This is a genomic window from Nocardioides conyzicola, assembly GCF_039543825.1.
Lineage (GTDB): Bacteria > Actinomycetota > Actinomycetes > Propionibacteriales > Nocardioidaceae > Nocardioides > Nocardioides conyzicola.
On sequence record NZ_BAABKM010000002.1, the window covers coordinates 730049 to 749322 of the forward strand.

Genomic DNA, 19274 nt, shown 5'->3' on the forward strand with positions numbered 1-19274 from the left:
GAGGAGACATGGACTTCACCTATGACGAGGAGCAGCAGGCGCTGCGCGAGGCCGTCCGCGGCCTGGTCGGCAAGGCCTACTCCGACTTCGAGAACCGTCGCCGTGCCGCGGCCGACGACCCCGGCTTCAGCGAGAAGGTCTGGACCCAGCTCGCCGAGATGGGCATCCTCGGGCTGCCCTTCGACGAGCAGTACGGCGGCATGGGCGCCGGTGCGATCGAGGTGGGCATCGTCGCCCAGGAGCTCGGTCGGGTTGTCGCCCCCGAGCCCTTCCTGACCGCGGTGGTGCTGGCCGGCGGGCTGATCGCCGCGGCCGGCTCCGAGGAGCAGAAGACCGAGCTGCTCGGTGCCCTGTCGGGCGGCGAGAGCGTCCCGACCTTCGCGCACGCCGAGCCCGGCTCGCGCTGGCAGCCGACCGCGTCGGCGGTCACGGCGACCGGTGAGGGTGACTCGTGGACGCTGAGCGGCGTCAAGGAGCCGGTCCCCCACGGCGTACGCGCCGACGTGCTCGTGGTCTCGGCCGCCCTTCCCGACGGTGGGACCGGGCTGTTCGTGGTCACCTCGGACGCGACGGGGCTGACCCGCGACGGCTACACGACCCACGACGGCGGGCGCGCCGCGAAGGTGACCTTCACCGACACCCCGGCTGTGCCGCTGGGTGCCGCCGGCGACCGCGCCGGGCTCATCGCGCGGGTGCTCGACATCGCGCGGATCACCGCGTGCAACGAGGCGATCGGGCTGATGGAGGTCGCGCTCGCGAACACCACGGCGTACCTCAAGAGCCGCAAGCAGTTCGGCGTCACGCTCAACACGTTCCAGGCGCTGAACTTCCGCTCGGCCGACATGTACGTCTCGCTCGAGCTGGCCACCAGCCTCGCGACGTGGGCGTCGATGGTCCTGGCGGAGGGCTCCGGGGAGGAGGCGGCCACGGCGGCCGCTCGCGCCTCGCTCGGCGTCAGCCGCGCCGGCCGGCACATCGGCCAGGAGGCGATCCAGCTGCACGGCGGCATCGGCATGACGGCGGAGTACAGCATCGGCACCTACACCAGCCGGCTCACCGCCCTCGACCACCTGCTGGGCGACGGCAACCACCACCTGGGGCTGCTGGCCGCGGGCGTGGGCGGGTACGACGAGGTCGACCCGCTGCCGTAGGAGTTGTCCACAGATCGACGAACGGTGGTGTCCCCGGGCCCTCGGCCCGGGGATGCTGCTGTTCATGGACCTGATCGCTGACCACCCGGCCTTCCGCGCCGCGGTCGCCGACGTGGCCGCAGCCGCGGACCGGCTCCGCGCCGACCGCGACCGGGTCGCCCACCAGGTCGACACGCTCCTCGACGGGGGCTGGCGCGGCACCGCTGCCGCGTCGTACGCCGAGGGCTGGTCGCAGTGGTGCACCGGCGCCGAGCGGGTGCTCGACGGGCTCGTGACGATGGGCCGGCTCCTCGACGCCGTCCACCTCGACCTCACGGAGCGCGACCTCGGCGCGCAGGCCGGCCTGGACCGTCTCGCCGGGAGGTTGGGCTGATGGCTGGGTTCTCGAGCTTCGAGGTCGACCTCGACCTGCTGGACGAGACGGTCGCGGAGATGGCGCGCTGCCGCGCCTCTCTGGACGATCTGCTCGACGAGGTCGCCCGCCGGGTGTCGGCCCTCCAGGTGACCTGGGGCGGGCTGGCCGCCGTCGCCCAGCAGGGCTCGCAGGCCGAGTGGGAGGCGGGCTGCCGGCAGATGGGCGAGGCGCTCGCGTCGATGCGCACCGCCGGCCGGGTGGCGCATGGCAGCTACGGCGACGCGGCCGCGACCAACCTGAGGATGTGGGAGCAGGTCTCATGAGGCTGCTCGTCAGCGAGCAAGGCTACGCGTCGGCGGTCGAGGCGCTCGTCAGCGGCAACGAGCTCGCTGCCCAGGCCGCGACCCGGCTGGCCGGACGGCTCCGAGGGTACGCCGGAATGGCCGGCGACGACTCCACGGCGACCGACTTCGCGGCGTCGTACGACGAGGCCGCGGCCGCCACCGTCGCCGCCCTGGAGTCGACCGTCGGGGCGTTCGGGACGCTGGGCCGGATGGTCGAGGCGTCGCTCGGCAACCACGCGCACGCCGAGGCCCGCTCGACGCTGCCCGGCTGGGCGCGCGCCGTCACCGGTCCGCGGACCGTCGCCGACCGCGCCGTCGGTGTGCTCCTCGCGACCCCGCCGTCCTCCCTCGGCGCCGACTCCGGCGGACCCGGAGGTCCCGCGGGATTCGTGCTCGACCTGCTGCAGGACGTCTTCTGGCCCAACGCCGACACCGGCCGGGTGCGCGCGGCCGCCGCTGCGTGGACCGTCGCCGGCGAGACCGTCGGACTGCTGTCGGCCCACTGCGACTCGGCCCTGGCCGCCCTCGACGGCGAACGCTCCCCCGAGATCCCCCTCGCCGTCGCCGTGATCCGCGACGTCCGCGACCGGGTCGACGACCTGTCCACCCGGCTCGGCGCCCTCGGCGCCGCGTGCTCCGACTACGCCGACCACGTCGACGCCAAGCGCGGCGAGCTGCGCGACCTGCTCGAGGACCTGGTCGAGGAGCTCGCCATCGGCGCGATCATCGCCGGCGGCCTCACCTTCCTCTCCGGCGGTGCCGCCGCCGGAGCCGCCGGCACCGCCGGCGCCGCCCGCATCGCCGCTGCCAGCAGCAAGGCGCGGGGGATCCTCGACGGCCTGCGGGTGCTGACCTCCGGACCGGCGCTCAGCAGCCGGTCCGCCGCCGCCACCGCCGGCGAGATCAGCGCGACCACCGAGCGGATCCATGCAGCACGGGTGATCTTGACGGAAGGCAAGTCGACGACTCGAGTGATGCAGCAGCGACCCGGATGGCTGACCCGCCACGAACACTCGGGGAGTCACACCATGGGCGAACACGTTGCTCAGTCCCGCTCCGACCTGCTATTTCAACTCGAGGTTCGCGGGAAGAAGAGCGCGTCAACATTTCCGGATGTCGACTCGGCAGAAGGCACGCTCTCTAACCTGATCGAGGCACATCAGGGCCGCGTTCAGGCTTGGTTAGAAGGATCCGGGACTCGATTGAGGCTGGATGGAGACATGGGCTACATCACGGGCCAGACGATGGACAGGACCGGTGCGATGTCGAACGTGACAGGGGTGAGGGCGGTGCTCCAACGAGACGCGACCATGCCGAGCGGCTGGCGACTCCTGACTGGGTTCCCTCAACCATGAGGGTCGCGACCGAGGAAGAATGGCCAGCCCTGTGGCAACTCATGGGCGCCTATCTGCATCAGGACTTCGATGCGTTCGGAACGATCGACGACAACATCGACCTGTTCGTGCTCGAGTCACCCGACCTAGCCCCCGCCCTCCCCGCCGAGGTGCAGCGAGCACTCGATCAGTTCTCCACGGAGCCTGAGCTGGAGGCGTTCGTCGACGACCTCGGCTGTCAGGTCCTCCCTCCGGGGGATCTCACCTACCGCGAGTGGCTCACCCAAATCGCCGACCGAGTGCGGGCCGCCGCCGCCTGAGCAGCCAGGCCCGGGACGTCGTACCAACGGTGGTCCGGAGACCACGATTCGTAGGACGTCCCGGGCCTGACGTGATGGGGCAGCTCATCGCAGGTTCAGGCGCAGCATCTCGAACTCGACCTGGCGCTGCTGGCGCTCGCGCATCGCCTGGAGCCGCTGCTGCTTGTCCTGGCTCGACGCGGCGCGCCAGGACTGGCGGTGCTCGTTCTTCATGACCTTCATGGCGGGTTCCTCTCGGTGGGATGCCCGCCACCCTGGCGAGCACGCCCATCGTGCGCGCGCCCGCTTGGAGATCACTGTGAGTTGGCTTGGGACTTCTCCAGCCGCTCGTGGAGCCGGTCGCGGACCTGCTCGGGCGACAGCTGCGCCCGTTGCCGCTGGTCACGCGCGATGATGGCTCCCGACGCGGCGACGCCCGCCAGCCCGGCCAGTCCGAGCACCTTCCACAGCTTCACGAGGATCCTCCTATGACTCTGACGCTCGACCAGGCGGTCGACCTGACCCGCACCGGGGACCTGTGGCTCTTCCGCGGCAGCTCGGCCGCGGACCACGCTATCCGGGTCGTCACCAACGCGCCCGTCAACCACGTGGGGATGGCCGTCGTCCTGGACGACCTCCCGCCCCTCATGTGGCACGCCGAGCTCGGCAAGGGCCTGCGCGACGTGTGGACCGACAGCCACCACCGCGGCGTGCAGCTGCACGACCTGCGCGAGGCGGTGGTCCAGTGGACCGGGCGCTACGAGCAGCAGGCGTGGCTGCGGCAGCTCGACGCCGAGGTCACCCCCGCGATGGAGGACGCGGTGCTGAAGACGATCGCCCGCCTCGACGGCACGCCCTTCCCCTCCACGGCCAAGCTGGTGGGCCGCTGGGCGCGAGGGCGGGTACGGCGAGCCGCGTCCGCGGAGCTCACCTACTGCGCCGAGGTCGTCGCCGCGACGTACGGCGCGATGGGGCTGCTCGGGGCCGACCGGCCCACGAACTACTACGACCCCGGGATGTTCTGGTCCGGCGACGACCTCGAGCTGCAGGCGGGAGCCCGCCTGGGGGTCGAGGTCGCCGTCCGGACCTGAGTGGGGCCGGTCAGCCCTCGGCGCCCTGCGACTTCCAGTACTCGTTCAGCGCACCGTTGGTCTTCACGAACCACACGATCGCGCCGATGAAGAACAGCCAGCCGAGCAGCAGGTACCAGAGACCGGTCATCGCGGTCACCGGCTTCTCCCTGCCCTTGCGCTCGTACAGGCCACCGACCTCGTTGGAGGTCAGGAAGGGCATCACGATGCCGACGAGGATCGCGATCAGGAGGGCGATCGGGCCGCCGATGCCGTTGCCGGTGTGCTGCTTCATCTCGTCGTGCGTCTTGTAGTACCAGTACCAGGTGTAGAAGCCGAGCGTGACGATCGTCAGCAGGACGCAGGTGCCGGTGCTCCGGACCTTTCCGATCGGGCCGTCGGCCGGTCCGGCCATCGGCGCCAGCGGCCCGCCGGCCATGGCAGGGGCGGGGACGCCGCCGGCGGGAGGGGCGGGCGTGGAGTACGGCGGCGGTACGGCCGTCGGGTCGTTGGTCTCCGTCATGACACTGTCCTTCAGGTTGGGTGGACCGAACACCTGAGGCTAGGACGGCCACACCGGCCAGGCGAGCATTTCGGACAAAAGCCGCGACTGGTCAGGACAGGGTCAGCAGGCTCATCGCCGGCATCGGCAGCACGAGGTCGATGCTCACGGTGCCGGCGGCGTCGGCCATCACCGTCGCCGGGGGCGCCGCCTCCTCGAGCCGGTCGGCCGCCCTCAGCTGTGCCCACTGCTCGTCGTCGGGCCAGTCCTGGCCGTCCTCCTTCAGCCGGCCCCAGGCGGCCGCGACGTTGGAGTGGTGCTGGTCCACGCGCTCGTGCACGAGCTGGTACGTCGTCCCGGGGGCGAGCCCGGTGACCTCCACCCGGACGTCGCGGGCCAGCTCGTCGGAGCCGCCCGCCTTGGTCTGGTCGAGGGTGAGGTTCCAGAGCAGCACGGTGGTCCCGGTCGGCCCGGACGCCGCCAGCACCTCGACCAGCGACCCGGCGCCGTCACCCGTGGACGACACCGACAACCGGCGCGGCCCGAGCCGCTCGAGCATGGCGAGCGCCCACCAGCGCGGCTTGCGCAGCTCGCCGACGGTGCGCAGCCCGAACCCGCCGTGCAGCAGGCCCGGCGGCCGGCCCAGCTCCTCGAAGTGGTCCGAGACGACCCAGTAGGACAGCGCCTCGATCCGGCCCATCGCCGAGGCCATCCCGCGCAGCAGGAAGGTGCCGGCGAAGACCGCGTCACTGACCTCGTTGAAGTGCGTCGGCGTGACGCCCCACTCCGTCCACCAGATCGGCGTGCCCTCGCGGCCGTAGCGCGCGAGCGTCGGCCGGAAGTCCAGCGGCGGCGAGCCGTAGGTGTGGGTGGAGACGAAGTCGACGGGTACGTCGGCCTCCTCGGCGTGCGCGAGCAGCTCCTCGACCCAGCCGGCGGCCGCGGACGACGGGCCGCCCACGACCAGGCGGGAGTCGACGGAGCGGACCGCGGCGACGGTGACGTCGTACAGCTCGAGGTACTGCTCGGGCGTGCCCGACCAGAAGACCTCGAGGTTGGCCTCGTTCCACACCTCGAACGACCAGTGCTCGACGACCTCGTCGCCGTACCGCTCGACCAGGTGCGCGGTCAGGTCGCGCACCAGGTCGTGCCACCGGCCCCAGTCCTTGGGGGGCGAGACGATGGCGTCGTAGTCGAAGACCGTCGTGGAGGGGTCGCTCGCCAGGTCGTGCGGCATGAACGAGACCTCGACGACCGGGTAGAGGCCGAGCGAGCGGATGTGGTCGTAGACCCGGTCCACACCCGAGAAGTCGTGGACCGGGACACCGTCGTCCTCCCGGTAGACCCCGAGGTCGTCGCAGAGGATGCCGTGCGCCCGCACGTGGGTGACGCCGAGCTCCTCGTGCGCGGCGCGCAGCGCCGACGAGAGCTCCTCGCCGACCACGCGGCCGCCGGTGGTGTCGGTCGAGAGCGCGTGCGACAGGTGCTCCGAGCCGATCATCGGTCGCCACGGGCGGTCCAGCTCGCCCAGGTCGGAGCCGGTGTCGACGGACACCGTGACCGAGCCGGCCGCGGCCAGCGGCACCGCCGACACCGAGGACGAGAGCCGGCCCTCGACGTGGACGTCGGAGAGCGACGCGACGGCGTACCACCGTTCCTCGCCCGGCGCGCCGGTCGTGTCGACGTACGGCGGGTGCGGGACGGCGAGCACGTCCCGGCCGGCGTGGTCGAGCTCCGACCACGGGCCGTCCGGTCCGTCGGCCACGTGGACCTGGTAGCCCACGGCGCCGTCGACCGGCTTCCAGTCGAGGGTCACCTGCGAGCCGCCGGCGACGGCGACCAGGCCGTCGGGCGGCTCGAGCTCCGGCGCGTTGCCGGCGAAGGCGACGCCCGTGCGGACGCCGATCCGGTCGTCCCAGTCCTGCTTCGCGTCCGTCATCGGGCGAACACCTCCTGCTTCATCAGCGGGTGCAGCGACGACTCCATCGCTCCCTTGGCGACGTAGCGCCGCATGTCGTTGCCGGCCAGCGCGTTGCCGAGCGCGGCCATCACCATCCCCTGGTCGAGCGACAGGTAGTGCTTCGACACCTGGCCGCTGCGGACGGCGACGGCGTCGTAGAAGCCGCCCTTGCCGTAGGCGTCGAAGTGGCGCCTGAGCTTGGCCAAGTTGGCCAGCGCCGCCTTCGGCGCGTAGCGCAGCGCCAGGAACGACGCGTGCGGGGTGACCACGCCGTCGCCGTACGACGTCGGGGCGGGCGAGCCCGCACGGTCAGGGCAGCCCTCGAAGGGCTGGTCGACGGTGGTGCGCTCCTGGTCGGAGGTGTAGCCGGGACCGTCGAGGCCGAGCTGGTCGACGCCGTACTCGCGGTAGCCGCCGGCGGGGTTGTTGGACGGCGAGAAGCCCCAGTAGCCGTACTTCGCCTCCTTCAGCCCGTGCTGGATCTGGCCGCGCACGTAGCGCGGGTGGTTGACGGCCCACGAGCGCGGGCCCCACTTCTCCTCGGGCACGAACAGCGGCACCATCAGCGCCTCGAACATGCTGCCGCCCCAGGTCGGGACGATGTGGGTGCCGCGATAGGGCAGCGCCCCCTCGAAGACGTCGATCTTCTCGCCGCCGGCCGTGTAGGTCCGCCACGAGCCGACCGGCTTGGTCTCGGTCCACGCGTAGTCGCAGCTGTCGTTGGGGAAGGTGCGGAACGTGCCGTAGTAGTGCTTGGCCGGGATCTGCCCCGAGGCGATGCCGAGGTACGACGCCATCCGCGGCTCGGTGTTGAACGCGCCGTAGTGGTGGCCGGTGTACCAGACGTCGGTGCCGAGGCCGCAGTAGTCGCCGGGGACGGCGGCCGACTCCTGCGGGTCCTCGTCCCAGAAGCCGCCACGAATCTGGCCGCCCTGGCCCTCGGCCTCGTTGTAGTAGCAGCCGAAGTCCATGCCCTTGCGGATCGCATCGGCCTGCCTCTTCAGCGACGGGTCCGCGCGTGAGACGAGCAGCAGCGCGGTCGCGAGCCACCCGTTGTCGACGCTCGAGAGGAAGGGCTTGATCGTGCTGCCGTCGGTCGGGAAGGTGCGCAGCTTGGCGCCGGTGGTGGGGCTGTACCAGTTGTAGAACATCCCCGAGCCCTCGTGCCGGTCGAGACCCGCGACGGTGTGCACGGTCCGGGCGAGGCGGCGGTGGGCGGCCCGGTCGCTGATCAGCCCGATGTCGCGGGCCGCGACGGTCGACCAGAGGTAGGCGCCGATGTTGGTCGGCGAGGTGTACGCCGCGCGCGACGAGGCCTTCAGCCCGCCGCCGACGTTGTCGGCCGGCAGCCCGGTGCGGGGCACCACCATGGCCCGGACCGAACGCCACGTGTCCGCGGCGTACCTCTCCAGGGTCTGGTCGTGGCCGCGGCGTTCGGTCTCCAGGTCGGCCGAGGCCGAGAGCGGAGCGAGCAGGACGGTCGCGAGAGCAGCGACCAGGACGGTGCGCACCGAGTTGCGCATGTGGATCTCCTGACGGGTGATGGTTACTTGATTCCGGTCATGGCGACGCCCTGCATGATGAAGCGCTGCAGGAGCAGGAAGACGACGAGCACGGGGATGACCACGACGACCGAGCCGGCGAGCAGCAGGCCGTACTGGGTGGCGTTCTGGCCGACGGCGTAGAGCGCAAGGGCGACGGGCAGCGTGTACTTGTCCTCCGAGGTGGCGACCACCAGCGGCCAGAGGAAGTTGTTCCACGACGCCAGGAAGGTGAGCACGCCGAGGGTGGCGATCGCCGGCCCGCACAGCGGCATGATCACCCGCGCGAAGATCGTGAGCTCGCCGGCGCCGTCGACGCGGGCGGCCTGGATCAGCTCGTCGGGCAGGCCGAGGACGTACTGCCGCATCAGGAACACCCCGAACGGCCCGGCCAGGAACGGCAGGATCATCCCGGGCAGGGTGTTGGTCAGCCCGAGGTTGGTGGTCAGCACGAAGAGCGGCACGAACGTCACGACGCCCGGCACCATCAGCGTCCCGAGCACCAGCGCGAAGAGCACCCGCTTGCCGGGGAACTCCAGCTTGGCCAGGGCGTAGCCGAGCATCGAGCAGAAGACGACGTTGCCCAGCGTCACGGCCAGCGCCACGATCGCCGAGTTCAAGAAGTACGTCGGGAAGTCGAGCCGCGTGAAGAGCTGGTCGTAGTTCTCGGTCGTGACGTCGTGGGGCCACCAGGTCGGCGGGATCGCGCGCACCTCCGGCTCCGGCTTGAACGACGACAGGACCATCCAGATGAACGGCACGACGACGACGAGCAGGCCGACGGCCATGACGACGTACAGCCAACCGGGCGTGCGCAGGCCGTCGGCGCCGCGCTTCTGCTTCGGCGGTCGCTGGGCCGGCTCGACCGGGTCGACCGTGGGAGCATCGAGGGTCTGGGTCATGTCATCAGTCCTTGGTCCGCAGCACGCGGAACTGGAAGAAGGTGAGGAGCACGATCGCCAGGAAGAGCAGGTAGCTGGCGGCCGCGGCGTACCCGTAGTTGCCGTAGCCGAACTGGTCGAACGCGAAGAACGTGACCGACCTCGTCGAGTCGAGCGGGCCGCCCTTGGTCATCACGAAGGCCTCCTCGAAGAACTGGAGGTAGCCGATGCCGGTGATCACCGCCCCGAAGAGCAGCACCGGACGCAGCGCCGGCAGCGTGATGTAGCGGAAGCGGCTCCAGCCCGACGCGCCGTCGACCTCGGCCGCCTCGACCTGCTCGCGCGGGACGGTCTGCAGCCCGGCCAGGAAGATCACCATCAGGGTGCCGAAGTTGCGCCACGCCGCCATCACGACCAGCGACGGCAGCGCGGTGCTCGTGGAGTCGAGCCAGGCCGGCCCGTTGATGCCGACCCAGCCGAGCGCGGCGTTGAGCAGGCCACCCTGGTCGCGGAGGATGTACTTCCAGACCACCGAGACCGCGACGATGCTCGTCACGACCGGGAGGTAGAAGCCGACCCGGAAGAAGCCGCGCGAGCGGCTCAGCCCGTTGAGGCCGACGGCCACCGCGAGCGCGATGCCCATGGTCAGCGGCACGCCGAGCACCAGGTAGAGCAGCGTGTTGAAGGTGACCTTGCGGAAGAGCGGGTCCTGGACCAGGTCGACGTAGTTGGCCAGGCCGACGAACTCCACCGAGAACGGGTGCCGCAGGTCGGTGCTGCGCATGTCGGTGAAGCTCATCCCGAGGCTCGCGAGCACCGGGCCGGCAGTGAAGACCAGGAAGAGCACCACGAACGGCGACGCGAGGATCCACCCGGCCACGGCCTGGCCGCGCCGGGTGGGGTCCTGGTGGACGGCGGTGGCGCTCATCTCAGAGCCCGGTGCCGATCGACTTGGCCTCGGACTGCATCTGCTTCACGGCGTCCTCGCCGGACAGGTCGCCGCGCGACGCCTGCTCGACGAGACCGTCGATGGAGGCCGCAACCTGCTCCCAGGTGGGGACGGAGGGCGGCGACTGCGCGTCCTTGAGCTGCTCGCCGAAGACCTTCAGCTGCGGGTCGGTCGACAGCTCGCCGGTGTCCCAGGAGGCCTGCACGGCCGGCAGGTCGCCGACCTCGTCGTAGAACTCCTGCTGGACGTCGGGCTCGGAGAGCCACTGCACGAACTTCCAGGCGCCGTCGGCGTTGTCGGTGTCCTTGAAGACGGCGAGGTCGCCGCCACCGACGAACGACGTGCCCATGCCGTCGTCCTTGCCGGGCAGCGGTGCGACCGCGTAGTCACTCTCGTCGACCCCGGCGTCCTCGACCAGCCCGGCGTGCCAGGGACCGGAGATGAAGGAACCGATGCTGCCGTCGGCGAAGCCGCTCTCGAGCTCGCCCGGGTCGAGGGTGCGCGTCATCGACAGCCCGTCGTCGAAGTAGGACGTGTAGTAGTCGAGCGCCTCGGCCATCTCGGGCGAGTCGATCGTGTACTCGGTGCCGTCGTCGTTGGTCAGCGTCGCGCCGTCGGTCCAGGCGAAGGGCAGGTAGCTCTGCCACGAGCCGGTCTGGCCGGGCTGGAGGTTGAGGCCGTACTTCGCGCCGCCCTTGGACTTGAGGTCCTCGGCGAACTGCTTCAGGTCGTCCCAGCTCGTCGGCGCCTGGTCCCACCCGGCCTTCTTGGCGAGGTCGCTGCGGTAGTAGAGGACGCGCGTCTCGACGTACCAGGGCACGCCGTACGACGTGCCGCCGACCTCGGTCGACTGCCAGGCGCCGGGAAAGAAGTCCGCCTCGTCGACGAGGCCCTCGGGCGTCGGCATCAGCCCACCGGCCTCGGCGAACTCGCCCATCCACGTGGTGCCGATGAGGCTGACGTCCGGTCCCTCGCCCGCGGCGATCGCGTTGGAGATCTTGTCGTGCGCGGCCTCCCACGGGACGGCGGTGACCTTCACGTCGGCGTCGGGGTTGGCGTCCTCGAACTCCTCGACGAAGTCACCGAGCTTCTCGCCCTCGGTGCCCATCGCCCAGACCTCGATGGTGCCCTTCGCCTTGCCGTCGGCGATCGCGGTGCTCTGCGCCTCGCCTCCTGCTCCGGCGTCGTCGTCGCGTCCGCAAGCGGTGAACGCGAGGCTGGCGGCGGTGGCGAGGCCGACCAGGGTGATGGTGGTGCGCTTCATGCGTGTTCCTTCCCGAGAGTGGTGCTGGTGCGAATCACGAGCTGCGTGGGCAGGACCTCGTGTCGTGGGGTGCTGCGGGTGCCGACGATCAGCTCGTCGAGCAGGCGCGCGGCGGTGGAGCCGAGGTCGCGCATCGGCTGCCGCACGGTCGTCAGGCCGGCGTACCGCGCGGCCATCACGTCGTCCCAGCCGGTGACCTTCACACGCCCCGGGATGTCGACGCCGGCGGCGCGGAGCCGACCGAGCATGCCGAGGGCGAGCTCGTCGTTGGCGCAGATGAAGGCGTCGGGCAGCGCGCGGTTGAGGTAGTCGCCCACGAGGTGGGCGCCGGCCGTCTCGTCGAGGTCGTCGACGTGGTGGAGCTCGACGTCCGTTGAAACCTCCTGGACCCCGGCGAAGCGCTCGGCCACGTCGGGGGAGGTCGAGGGATCCCCGACGAAGACCAGGCGGTGGGCGCCGAGGTCCAGGAGGTGCTGGGTGAGCGCGCGGGCGCTGGTGTGGTTCTCCGCGTTGACGGAGTCGACGCCGCCGACGGGCGGGCGGGCGACCAGGACGACGTGGGCGCCGCGGGCGGCGAGCCGCTCGACGCTCTCGTCGGAGACGGTGCGGCCGAGGATCACCAGCCCGTCGCAGCGCTCGGCCATGGCGTGCACGGCGGCGTCCGCCTCCTCACGGCCACGGGTCGAGAGGATCAGCACGGACCGGCCGAGCTCGGCGGCGACCGACTCGTAGCCGAGCACCACCTCGGCGTAGTAGGGACCGGACAGGTCCGGGAAGACGATCCCGTTGGCCGCGTGCCGGCGCTCGGCGAGCTGGCGGCCGAGCTGGCTGGGCACGAACTCGAGGGCCGACGCCGCGGCCCGGACCCGGTCGCGCGTGGCCGGCCGGACGGCGTCGGAGTCGCGCATCACGCGGGAGACGGTGGCGATGGAGACGCCCGCCTCACGCGCCACGTCGCGGATGGTGGCTCGCACCGGCGCTCACCTCCCGAGTGGTTGCCTGGATGAAACCGGTTACATGACCGTACTACCCGGACGTGTCGGGCGTCACACCTCGACGTCGAAAATCCCCCGAGGCTTTACCTTCGGAGGATGACCAGCCTCGACGACAGCCGCGCGACGTACGAGCTCGCGGCGGCAGCCTTCCTCGACCTCGCCGAGCGGGTGCCGCTCGAGAGGTACGCGGAGCCCGGGCTCGGCAACTGGGACCTGCGCGCGCTGATCGGGCACACCGGGCGCTCGTTCGTCACCGTCGCGACCTACCTGGCCACGCCGGTGGCCGTGGTCGAGGTGGAGGACGCGGCCGACTACTTCTCGGTCGTCAACCGGCTCGTCCACGGGGCCGCCCGCGACTCCGTCCACCAGCGGGGCATCGAGGCCGGGGTCGCGCTCGGCGACGACCCGCTGGCCACGCTGCGCCGGTCACGCGACGAGGCCGAGCTGGCGCTGGACATGCTCGAGGGCGTCGACGCCGTCGTCACCACCGCCGCCGGCGGGATGCGCGTGAGCGACTACCTCCCGACCCGGACGTTCGAGCTCACGGTCCACTCCCTCGACATCGCCCGCGCGACCGGCCTCGCCTTCGAGCCGCCCACGGACGCGCTGGCCGACACCCTCGCGCTGGCGAGCGCCAGCGCCCTGCAGCAGGGGCTCGGCACCGACGTACTGCTCGCGCTCACCGGCCGCCAGCCGCTGCCGGAGGGGTCGTCGGTCGTCCCCTGACCGTCGAGTCGGGACTTGTGACGGTCGAGTCGGGACTTGTGACGGTCGAGTCCGCCAGAACTCCCGACTCGACGGTCGAAACTCCTGACTCAACCCTCAGAGCAGCGAGCTGGGGTCCCCTGGGACGTCGACGGAGTGCTGCTCGAGGTGCGCGAGCGGCACGATCTCAAGGGCGCGGGCGTTCGTCGACGCGAGCACCACGGGCGGGGCGAGGCCGTCCTCGAACGCCTCCAGCCACCGCGAGGCGACGACGCACCACCGGTCGCCCGGGGCGAGGCCGAGGAAGCCGTACTCCGGCCGCGGCGTCGACAGGTCGTTGCCGACCGTGCGCTGGTGGCGCAGGAAGTCCTCGGTCACCACGGCGCACACCGCGTGCAGCCCCACGTCCTCGGACCCGCACGAGCAGTAGCCGTCGCGGTAGAACCCGGTCATCGGCTCGGTGCCGCACGGCTGGAGATCGCCACCGAGGACGTTGCGCTCTGCCATCGGTGAGGTGCCGATCAGTCCGCGAGCGCCCAGATGCCGGGCTGACCCTTGGTCATCACGCCTTCGGCGAGCAACGCCTGGCGGGCCCGGCGGGCGGCGTACCGCCAGCGCAGCTCGCCCTCCGGCGTCGTGTCGTGGTCGGCGGTCGTCAGCCGCTCCCCCATCGCCGCCTCGAGGGCGACGAAGAGCTCGTCCTGCTCGAGGCTGCCGCCGTGCTCGCGCAGCACCTCGAGGATCTGGAGCCGGAAGGCGTCCGGCGGCGTCCACTTGCGGGGTACGGCGCGGGCAGAAGCGGCGGCGGGGGCCACCTTGCGGCGGGTCACCGGCGTGGCCCGGGGAGTGCTCGCCCGGCTCGCTGCCGGCGGGGGCGGCGGTGGTGGGTTGCCGTGGATGCACGTGCTCCGCGGAAGGTCGCACAGGTCGCAGTAGTCCGGCTCGCTCATCGATGCCAACAGTAGCCGTAGGCTGGCAGGCGTGGACGAGGAGAGCCGTACGGCGACCGGGCGGCTGCAGGGCATGCCCGCTCACCTCGAGCTCACCGACGAGCGACTCGTCGTCCGGATCGGCGACGAGGCGGTCCCGCGCCACGACGTGCCCTTCCACCAGATCACCGAGGTCGAGGACGTCGTCGGCCTCTGGACCGGCTACCTCACCGTCCACATGGGCGAGGCGAAGCTGATCTTCGCCCGCGTCCCGAAAGCCGAGGTCAAGCCGATGGCCCGGACGCTGCGCCGGCTCGTGGCGCAGGCCGGGCCGGCACCCGACGAGGCTCCGGTCGCCGGGCACAGCCCCACCCCGCTCGAGGAGCTGGAGCGACTGGGCCGGCTCCGGGACGCAGGAATGCTCACGCCGCAGGAGTTCGACGAGGCCAAGCGGAAGTTCCTCGACAAGCTCTAGCTCGCGTGCACCACGAACGGCGCGGTCACCACCGTGCCGTCGGCGAGGCGCACCTGCGCCCAGAGCCGGTAGGCGCCCGGCCGGTCGAAGCGCACGTGCAGGTCGAGCTCGGGCCCGAACGTCGTGCCCGGGAGCGCCGGCACTGGCCGCCCGCGGTCGTCGTACGTCTCCGCGTGCCGGTGCTGGAAGCCACTGCCGTCGGCGCGCATCACCACGACGTGACCGGCCGCGCCGAGGTAGGGCTGCAGGCCGTCGGGCACGCCCAGGGTGAAGTCGCTGGTCTCACCGACCCGCGCGTCGCCGTCGAGCGTGAGCCGGACGCCGTCGACCGTCGCCTCGCGGACGTCGGAGGCCGGCACCGGTACGGCGGGCGGCGGGTCCCCGGCGACCGTGACCTCGTGGACGTCCAGGACGTCGGCCAGCTGCCCCTGCTGGCGCAGCTCCGTGTGGAGCGCGTACGTGCCGGCGGTCGGGAACGTCGCGTCGACCGCCAAGACCCCCGCCTCGCCGGTCGGCTCGGGGTGCAGGTGCGCGAAGGTGCCCAGGTCGGCGCGGGTGACGATCAGGTGCATCCAGACCTGGTGGGTGCGGACCAGGTCGTCGACCGGCTTCCCGTCCGCGTCCCGGACGGCGATCGTGATCGTGACCGGCTCTCCGGGACGTACGACGGCGGGCACGTCGTACGCGACCGTCAGGCCGGCGTCGTGGGCGCTCATCGGCGGGATGTCGGTCTCCTCCATCACGCTCATCTGCGGCCGCATCGGCATGCCCATGCCCTCCTGGAAGGACAGCACACCGTTCATGCCGCGCTCGGCCTGGTCGGTGCGGCTGAGCCAGGTGAACCCGACGCCGATCGCGACCGCGAGCACCGCGATCCCGGCCAGGTAGGCGCCGTCGAGGACGCGCCCCCGGCTCGGCCGACGCAGCCGGAGCGCGTTGGTCACGACGCTGACCGAGCTCATCGCCATGGCCGCGCCGGCCAGGACCGGGTCGAGCAGGAGGCCGTCCCACCAGTAGAGGGCGCCGGCCGCGACCGGGATGAGCAGCACGTTGTAGGCGAACGCCCACACGAGGCCCTGCTTGATCGTGGTCACCGTCCGGCGGGACAGCTCGATCGCCGACACGACGCCACCGAGGTCGCCACCGACCAGGGTGACGTCGGAGGCGGCCACCGCGACGTCGGTGCCGGTGCCGATCGCGATGCCCAGGTCGGCGCGGGCGAGCGCCGGGGCGTCGTTGACGCCGTCGCCGACCATCGCCACGACGTGGCCGGCGGCCTGGAGGTCGGCGACCCGGTCCGCCTTGTCGCCGGGGCGTACGCCGGCCAGCACGTGGTCGATGCCGACCTCGGCCGCGATCGCGCGCGCGGTCGCCTCGTGGTCGCCCGTCACCATCCAGACCTCGAGGCCGAGCTCCCTGAGGGCCGCGATCGCCGCGGCTGACGTGGGCTTCACGGTGTCGGCGACCTCGAGGCGGCCGGCGTACGCGCCGTCGACGGCGACCAGGACCCCGGCCCCGTCGGCCGTGACGCCGTACGCCGAGAGGTGGGCGGCGTTGCCGGCGACGACGGTGCGTCCGGCGACGCTGGCGACCACGCCGTGACCCGGGGTGGAGTCGAAGCTCGTGACCGGGGGGATCGCCAGCCCGCGCTCGTGTGCGGCCCGCACGACCGCCTCGCCGACCGGGTGCTCGCTGCCGACCTCGGCCGCGGCGACCAGGGCCAGCAGCTCGTCGCCGGCCCAGCCGTCGACGGTGGTGATCGTGTGCAGGTCGGGCTGACCACGGGTGATGGTGCCGGTCTTGTCGAGTACGACGGCGGTCAGCCGGCGCGCGGTCTCGAGCGCGAGGCCGTCGCCGATCAGGATGCCGAGCTCGGCGGCGCGGCCGGTCCCGACCATCACCGCGGTCGGCGTGGCCAGCCCGAGGGCGCACGGGCAGGCGATGATCAGCACCGCGACCGTCGTACCGATCGCGAGGGTCAGGCGATCACCGTCGGGACCGAAGGCGAGCCAGGCGAGGAACGTCGCGAGCGCGACCACCAGGACCGCCGGCACGAACCACGCAGAGACGCGGTCGGCCAGGCGCTGCATCGGCGGCGCGGACGCCTGGGCGTCCTCGACCAGCCGCACGATCTGCGCGAGCGCGCTGTCGGCGCCGACCGCCGTGGTGCGGACGACGAGGGTGCCCGTGGTGTTGACCGTGGCGCCGATGACCGTGGCCCCGACCGTCTTCGCGACGGGCTCGCTCTCGCCGGTCAGCATCGACTCGTCGACCGCTGAGCGGCCGTCCGTGACGACGCCGTCGACGGGCAGCTTCTCCCCCGGGCGCACCCGGACCAGGTCACCGACGGCGACCGCGGCGAGAGGTACGTCGACCTCCGCCTCGCCGCGCAGCACCCGTGCCGTCGCGGGAGCGAGGTCGACCAGGGCGCGGAGCGAGGAGGCCGTGCGCTTCTTGGCCTTCAGCTCCAGCCAGCGGCCCAACAGGATCAGCGCCACGACGATCAGGGCGCTCTCGAAGTAGAGGTGCAGGGGCAGGCCCCACCGCTCGGCCAGCCCGGGCCAGAGCACCACGAACGCGCCGTACCCGTAGGCCACGCCGGTGCCGAGCGCGACCAGCGTGTCCATGCTGGTGGCGCCGTGCTTGAGGTTGGCCCACGCCTGGCGGTAGATGTCCTGGCCGGCCCAGAACTGGACGACCGTCGCGACGACGAGCAGGAGCGGCATCAGCCAGTCCATGGTGTCGAGGTGGAGCGGCAGGTACATCACGGCCATGAACACCAGGCCGGTCGCCAGCGCGACCTGCCACCGACGGCGCAGCTTCGCGATCTCGGTGTCGCGGCGCGCGTCGAGCTCGGCGGCGGGGTCGGTCCGCTGCTCGGGCCGTGCTGCCTGCCGCAGCGTCCCGGCGTACCCCGCCTTCTCGACGGCGGCGCTCAGCATGGCGGCGTCCACGGCCTGCGGGTCGTAGGTGACCGCCGCGGTCTCGGTCGCGAGGTTGACCGACGCGTCGACGACGCCGTCGACCCGGGTGAGCGCCTTGGTCACCCGGTTGACGCAGGACGCGCACGTCATCCCCTCGATGTCGAGGGTCGACTCGGTCAACGTCTGGGTGGTGCTCACCCGACCGACCGTAACATACCCCCAGGGGGTACCCAAGCCTGTCGGATCGATCCGGATAGCCACGGGCGAGATGGCTGTCCCCCTGCCCTCAGAGCGACCAACTCGTCCGTGGCTATGCCGACGAGCCGGTCTGAGGTACCCCGGCCACGCGCACGGCCGGACAACCTAGGGAGTTCCTCCGATGTGGGCGGGTGCCTCAGACGAGCACCTTGGGGTCATCGACAACGACCTCTCAAGGAGATGACCACGATGATCGCCTCGATCTCGATCGCCGACCCCACCGCCGCCCTCATGCTCGCCGAGCTCGAGGTCGACCACTACGGCACCGTCCGCACCCGCCGCAGCAACCTGCGCCGCCGGCAGCGCCGCTTCCAGCAGCAGGCGCGGCTGCGCAAGCTGCTGGCCTGAGCTCACCAGCGGTGGTGCACCGCTGCCCGGAAGTGCTCGTCATAGATGCGGCGGACGCCGTCGAGCAGCGCCGCGGGCAGCGGGTCCGCGTCGCCGGCCGCCGCGTTGGCGCGGGCCTGCTCGGCGTTGCGGGCCCCCGGGATCACGGTCGTCACGCCGGGCTGCTGCCACGTCCATGCGAGCGCGACCTGGGCCGGGGTGAGGCCCGTCGGGCCGACCTCGTCGATGAGCGCCGAGAACTCGCGAGCCGCCCGGACCCCGGTCTCGAAGTCCACGCCCGCGAACGTCTCCCCCACGTCGAACGCGCTGCCGTCGCGGTTGTAGGTCCGGTGGTCGTCGGCGGCGAAGGTCGTCTGCTCGTCGTACTTGCCCGACAGCAGCCCGGACGCCAGCGGGACCCGAGCGATGATCGCGACGCCGGCCTCCTGGGCCGCCGGCAGGACCTCATCCAGCGGCTTGAGCCGGAACGCGTTGAGGATGATCTGGATCGAGGCCACGTGCGGCCGAGCGATCGCCGACAGCGCCTGGTCGCAGGTCTCGACGCTGAGCCCGTACGCCGCGATCGCCCCCTCGTCGACCAGCGTGTCCAGGGCGTCGTACGTCGCGTCCGCGTCCACGGTCGCGCTCGGCGGGCAGTGCAGCTGCACCAGGTCGAGGGTGTCGACGCCGAGGTTGCGCCGGGACCGGTCGGTCCAGGCGCGGAAGTTGTCGAGGGAGTAGTTCTCAGGCACCTGGTCCATCCGGCGGCCCATCTTGGTGGCGACCGTGATCCCGTCGTGGGACTTCAGGAACTTGCCGATGACCTGCTCGCTGCGCCCGTCGCCGTACACGTCGGCGGTGTCGAAGAAGGTCACCCCCGCGTCGACCGACGCCTCCAGGACCGCGAGGGCGTCGTCCTCGGAGACGTCACCCCAGTCCGCGCCGAGCTGCCAGGTGCCGAGGGCGACGACGGAGATCTTGCTCTTGCTCAGGGTGCGCTGCTCCATGGCA

22 protein-coding genes are annotated in these 19274 nt (G+C 71.8%); 9 read left to right on the plus strand and 13 right to left on the minus strand.

The genetic code is table 11. The annotated features are described in order from the left end of the window. Positions 1-8: 8 nt before the first annotated feature. The 5 genes from ABEA34_RS06575 (at position 9) to ABEA34_RS06595 (ending at position 3504) form a co-directional block, all read left to right on the plus strand. The gene (locus ABEA34_RS06575; protein WP_345520440.1) at positions 9-1151 is read left to right on the plus strand and encodes an acyl-CoA dehydrogenase family protein; all 1143 of its coding nucleotides are present in this window, start codon (positions 9-11) and stop codon (positions 1149-1151) included. A gap of 64 nt (positions 1152-1215) precedes the next feature. After that, entirely contained in the window at positions 1216-1524 is a 309-nt protein-coding gene (locus tag ABEA34_RS06580) for a WXG100 family type VII secretion target (protein WP_345520441.1), read from the plus strand. After that, positions 1524-1829: a WXG100 family type VII secretion target gene (locus ABEA34_RS06585; protein ID WP_345520442.1), complete on the plus strand. Its 306-nt coding sequence runs from the start codon at positions 1524-1526 to the stop codon at positions 1827-1829. The genes ABEA34_RS06580 and ABEA34_RS06585 overlap by 1 nt, the downstream gene beginning before the upstream one ends. Beyond that, the gene (locus tag ABEA34_RS06590) at positions 1826-3205 is read left to right on the plus strand and encodes an RNase A-like domain-containing protein (protein WP_345520443.1); all 1380 of its coding nucleotides are present in this window, start codon (positions 1826-1828) and stop codon (positions 3203-3205) included. The genes ABEA34_RS06585 and ABEA34_RS06590 overlap by 4 nt, the downstream gene beginning before the upstream one ends. Next, positions 3202-3504, plus strand: coding sequence for a contact-dependent growth inhibition system immunity protein (locus ABEA34_RS06595; RefSeq protein WP_345520444.1), 303 nt, complete (start codon positions 3202-3204; stop codon positions 3502-3504). The genes ABEA34_RS06590 and ABEA34_RS06595 overlap by 4 nt, the downstream gene beginning before the upstream one ends. Before the next feature lie 84 nt (positions 3505-3588). On the opposite strand, the gene ABEA34_RS06600 is transcribed toward ABEA34_RS06595, so the two are convergent. Both ABEA34_RS06600 and ABEA34_RS06605 read right to left on the minus strand, forming a co-directional pair. Then, positions 3589-3726 carry a hypothetical protein gene (locus ABEA34_RS06600; RefSeq protein ID WP_345520445.1) on the minus strand — a complete coding sequence of 46 codons (138 nt, stop codon included), beginning with the start codon at positions 3724-3726 and terminating at the stop codon, positions 3589-3591. Between the two features lie 71 nt (positions 3727-3797). Then, on the minus strand, positions 3798-3959 hold the full coding sequence (locus ABEA34_RS06605) for a hypothetical protein (protein ID WP_345520446.1): 162 nt from the start codon (positions 3957-3959) through the stop codon (positions 3798-3800). Positions 3960-3971: 12 nt separating this feature from the next. On the opposite strand from ABEA34_RS06605, the gene ABEA34_RS06610 reads away from it, so the two are divergent. Beyond that, positions 3972-4574 (plus strand): hypothetical protein, encoded by a 603-nt coding sequence (locus ABEA34_RS06610; RefSeq protein ID WP_345520447.1) that lies wholly within the window; start codon positions 3972-3974, stop codon positions 4572-4574. A 10-nt stretch (positions 4575-4584) separates the two neighbouring features. Here the strand turns inward: ABEA34_RS06610 and ABEA34_RS06615 are convergent, their stop codons facing one another. The 7 genes from ABEA34_RS06615 to ABEA34_RS06645 all read right to left on the minus strand — a co-directional run bounded on the left by ABEA34_RS06615 (position 4585) and on the right by ABEA34_RS06645 (position 12624). Continuing rightward, on the minus strand, positions 4585-5076 hold the full coding sequence (locus ABEA34_RS06615) for a DUF4234 domain-containing protein (RefSeq protein ID WP_345520448.1): 492 nt from the start codon (positions 5074-5076) through the stop codon (positions 4585-4587). A 91-nt stretch (positions 5077-5167) separates the two neighbouring features. Continuing rightward, positions 5168-6994: a GH39 family glycosyl hydrolase gene (locus tag ABEA34_RS06620; RefSeq protein ID WP_345520449.1), complete on the minus strand. Its 1827-nt coding sequence runs from the start codon at positions 6992-6994 to the stop codon at positions 5168-5170. Beyond that, positions 6991-8538, minus strand: a complete 1548-nt coding sequence (locus ABEA34_RS06625; protein WP_345520450.1) for a glucoamylase family protein — start codon at positions 8536-8538, stop codon at positions 6991-6993. The genes ABEA34_RS06620 and ABEA34_RS06625 overlap by 4 nt, the downstream gene beginning before the upstream one ends. 23 nt (positions 8539-8561) lie before the next feature. Continuing rightward, positions 8562-9458: a carbohydrate ABC transporter permease gene (locus ABEA34_RS06630; RefSeq protein WP_345520451.1), complete on the minus strand. Its 897-nt coding sequence runs from the start codon at positions 9456-9458 to the stop codon at positions 8562-8564. A 4-nt stretch (positions 9459-9462) separates the two neighbouring features. Beyond that, on the minus strand, positions 9463-10365 hold the full coding sequence (locus tag ABEA34_RS06635) for a carbohydrate ABC transporter permease (RefSeq protein WP_345520452.1): 903 nt from the start codon (positions 10363-10365) through the stop codon (positions 9463-9465). Between the two features lies 1 nt (position 10366). Further along, complete coding sequence (locus ABEA34_RS06640; protein ID WP_345520453.1) at positions 10367-11650, minus strand: sugar ABC transporter substrate-binding protein; 1284 nt, start codon at positions 11648-11650, stop codon at positions 10367-10369. Beyond that, positions 11647-12624, minus strand: coding sequence for a LacI family DNA-binding transcriptional regulator (locus ABEA34_RS06645; RefSeq protein WP_345520454.1), 978 nt, complete (start codon positions 12622-12624; stop codon positions 11647-11649). Before ABEA34_RS06645 ends, ABEA34_RS06640 begins: the two co-directional genes overlap by 4 nt. A gap of 117 nt (positions 12625-12741) precedes the next feature. Here ABEA34_RS06645 and ABEA34_RS06650 point away from each other — a divergent pair, with 117 nt between their 5' ends. After that, complete coding sequence (locus tag ABEA34_RS06650) at positions 12742-13371, plus strand: maleylpyruvate isomerase N-terminal domain-containing protein (RefSeq protein ID WP_345520455.1); 630 nt, start codon at positions 12742-12744, stop codon at positions 13369-13371. A gap of 96 nt (positions 13372-13467) precedes the next feature. Here the strand turns inward: ABEA34_RS06650 and ABEA34_RS06655 are convergent, their stop codons facing one another. Together ABEA34_RS06655 and ABEA34_RS06660 are read right to left on the minus strand one after the other, a co-directional pair. Beyond that, positions 13468-13857, minus strand: coding sequence for a DUF2237 family protein (locus ABEA34_RS06655; protein ID WP_345520456.1), 390 nt, complete (start codon positions 13855-13857; stop codon positions 13468-13470). 14 nt (positions 13858-13871) lie between these two features. Next, on the minus strand, positions 13872-14300 hold the full coding sequence (locus tag ABEA34_RS06660; RefSeq protein ID WP_345520457.1) for a hypothetical protein: 429 nt from the start codon (positions 14298-14300) through the stop codon (positions 13872-13874). 31 nt (positions 14301-14331) lie between these two features. Here ABEA34_RS06660 and ABEA34_RS06665 point away from each other — a divergent pair, with 31 nt between their 5' ends. After that, the gene (locus ABEA34_RS06665; RefSeq protein WP_345520458.1) at positions 14332-14754 is read left to right on the plus strand and encodes an SHOCT domain-containing protein; all 423 of its coding nucleotides are present in this window, start codon (positions 14332-14334) and stop codon (positions 14752-14754) included. On the opposite strand, the gene ABEA34_RS06670 is transcribed toward ABEA34_RS06665, so the two are convergent. Then, complete coding sequence (locus ABEA34_RS06670) at positions 14751-17876, minus strand: heavy metal translocating P-type ATPase (RefSeq protein ID WP_345520459.1); 3126 nt, start codon at positions 17874-17876, stop codon at positions 14751-14753. The genes ABEA34_RS06665 and ABEA34_RS06670 overlap by 4 nt on opposite strands. Positions 17877-18116: 240 nt before the next feature. Here ABEA34_RS06670 and ABEA34_RS06675 point away from each other — a divergent pair, with 240 nt between their 5' ends. Further along, the gene (locus ABEA34_RS06675) at positions 18117-18284 is read left to right on the plus strand and encodes a hypothetical protein (RefSeq protein WP_345520460.1); all 168 of its coding nucleotides are present in this window, start codon (positions 18117-18119) and stop codon (positions 18282-18284) included. 2 nt (positions 18285-18286) lie between these two features. On the opposite strand, the gene ABEA34_RS06680 is transcribed toward ABEA34_RS06675, so the two are convergent. Next, positions 18287-19270, minus strand: coding sequence for an aldo/keto reductase (locus ABEA34_RS06680; protein WP_345520461.1), 984 nt, complete (start codon positions 19268-19270; stop codon positions 18287-18289). Positions 19271-19274: the final 4 nt, after the last annotated feature.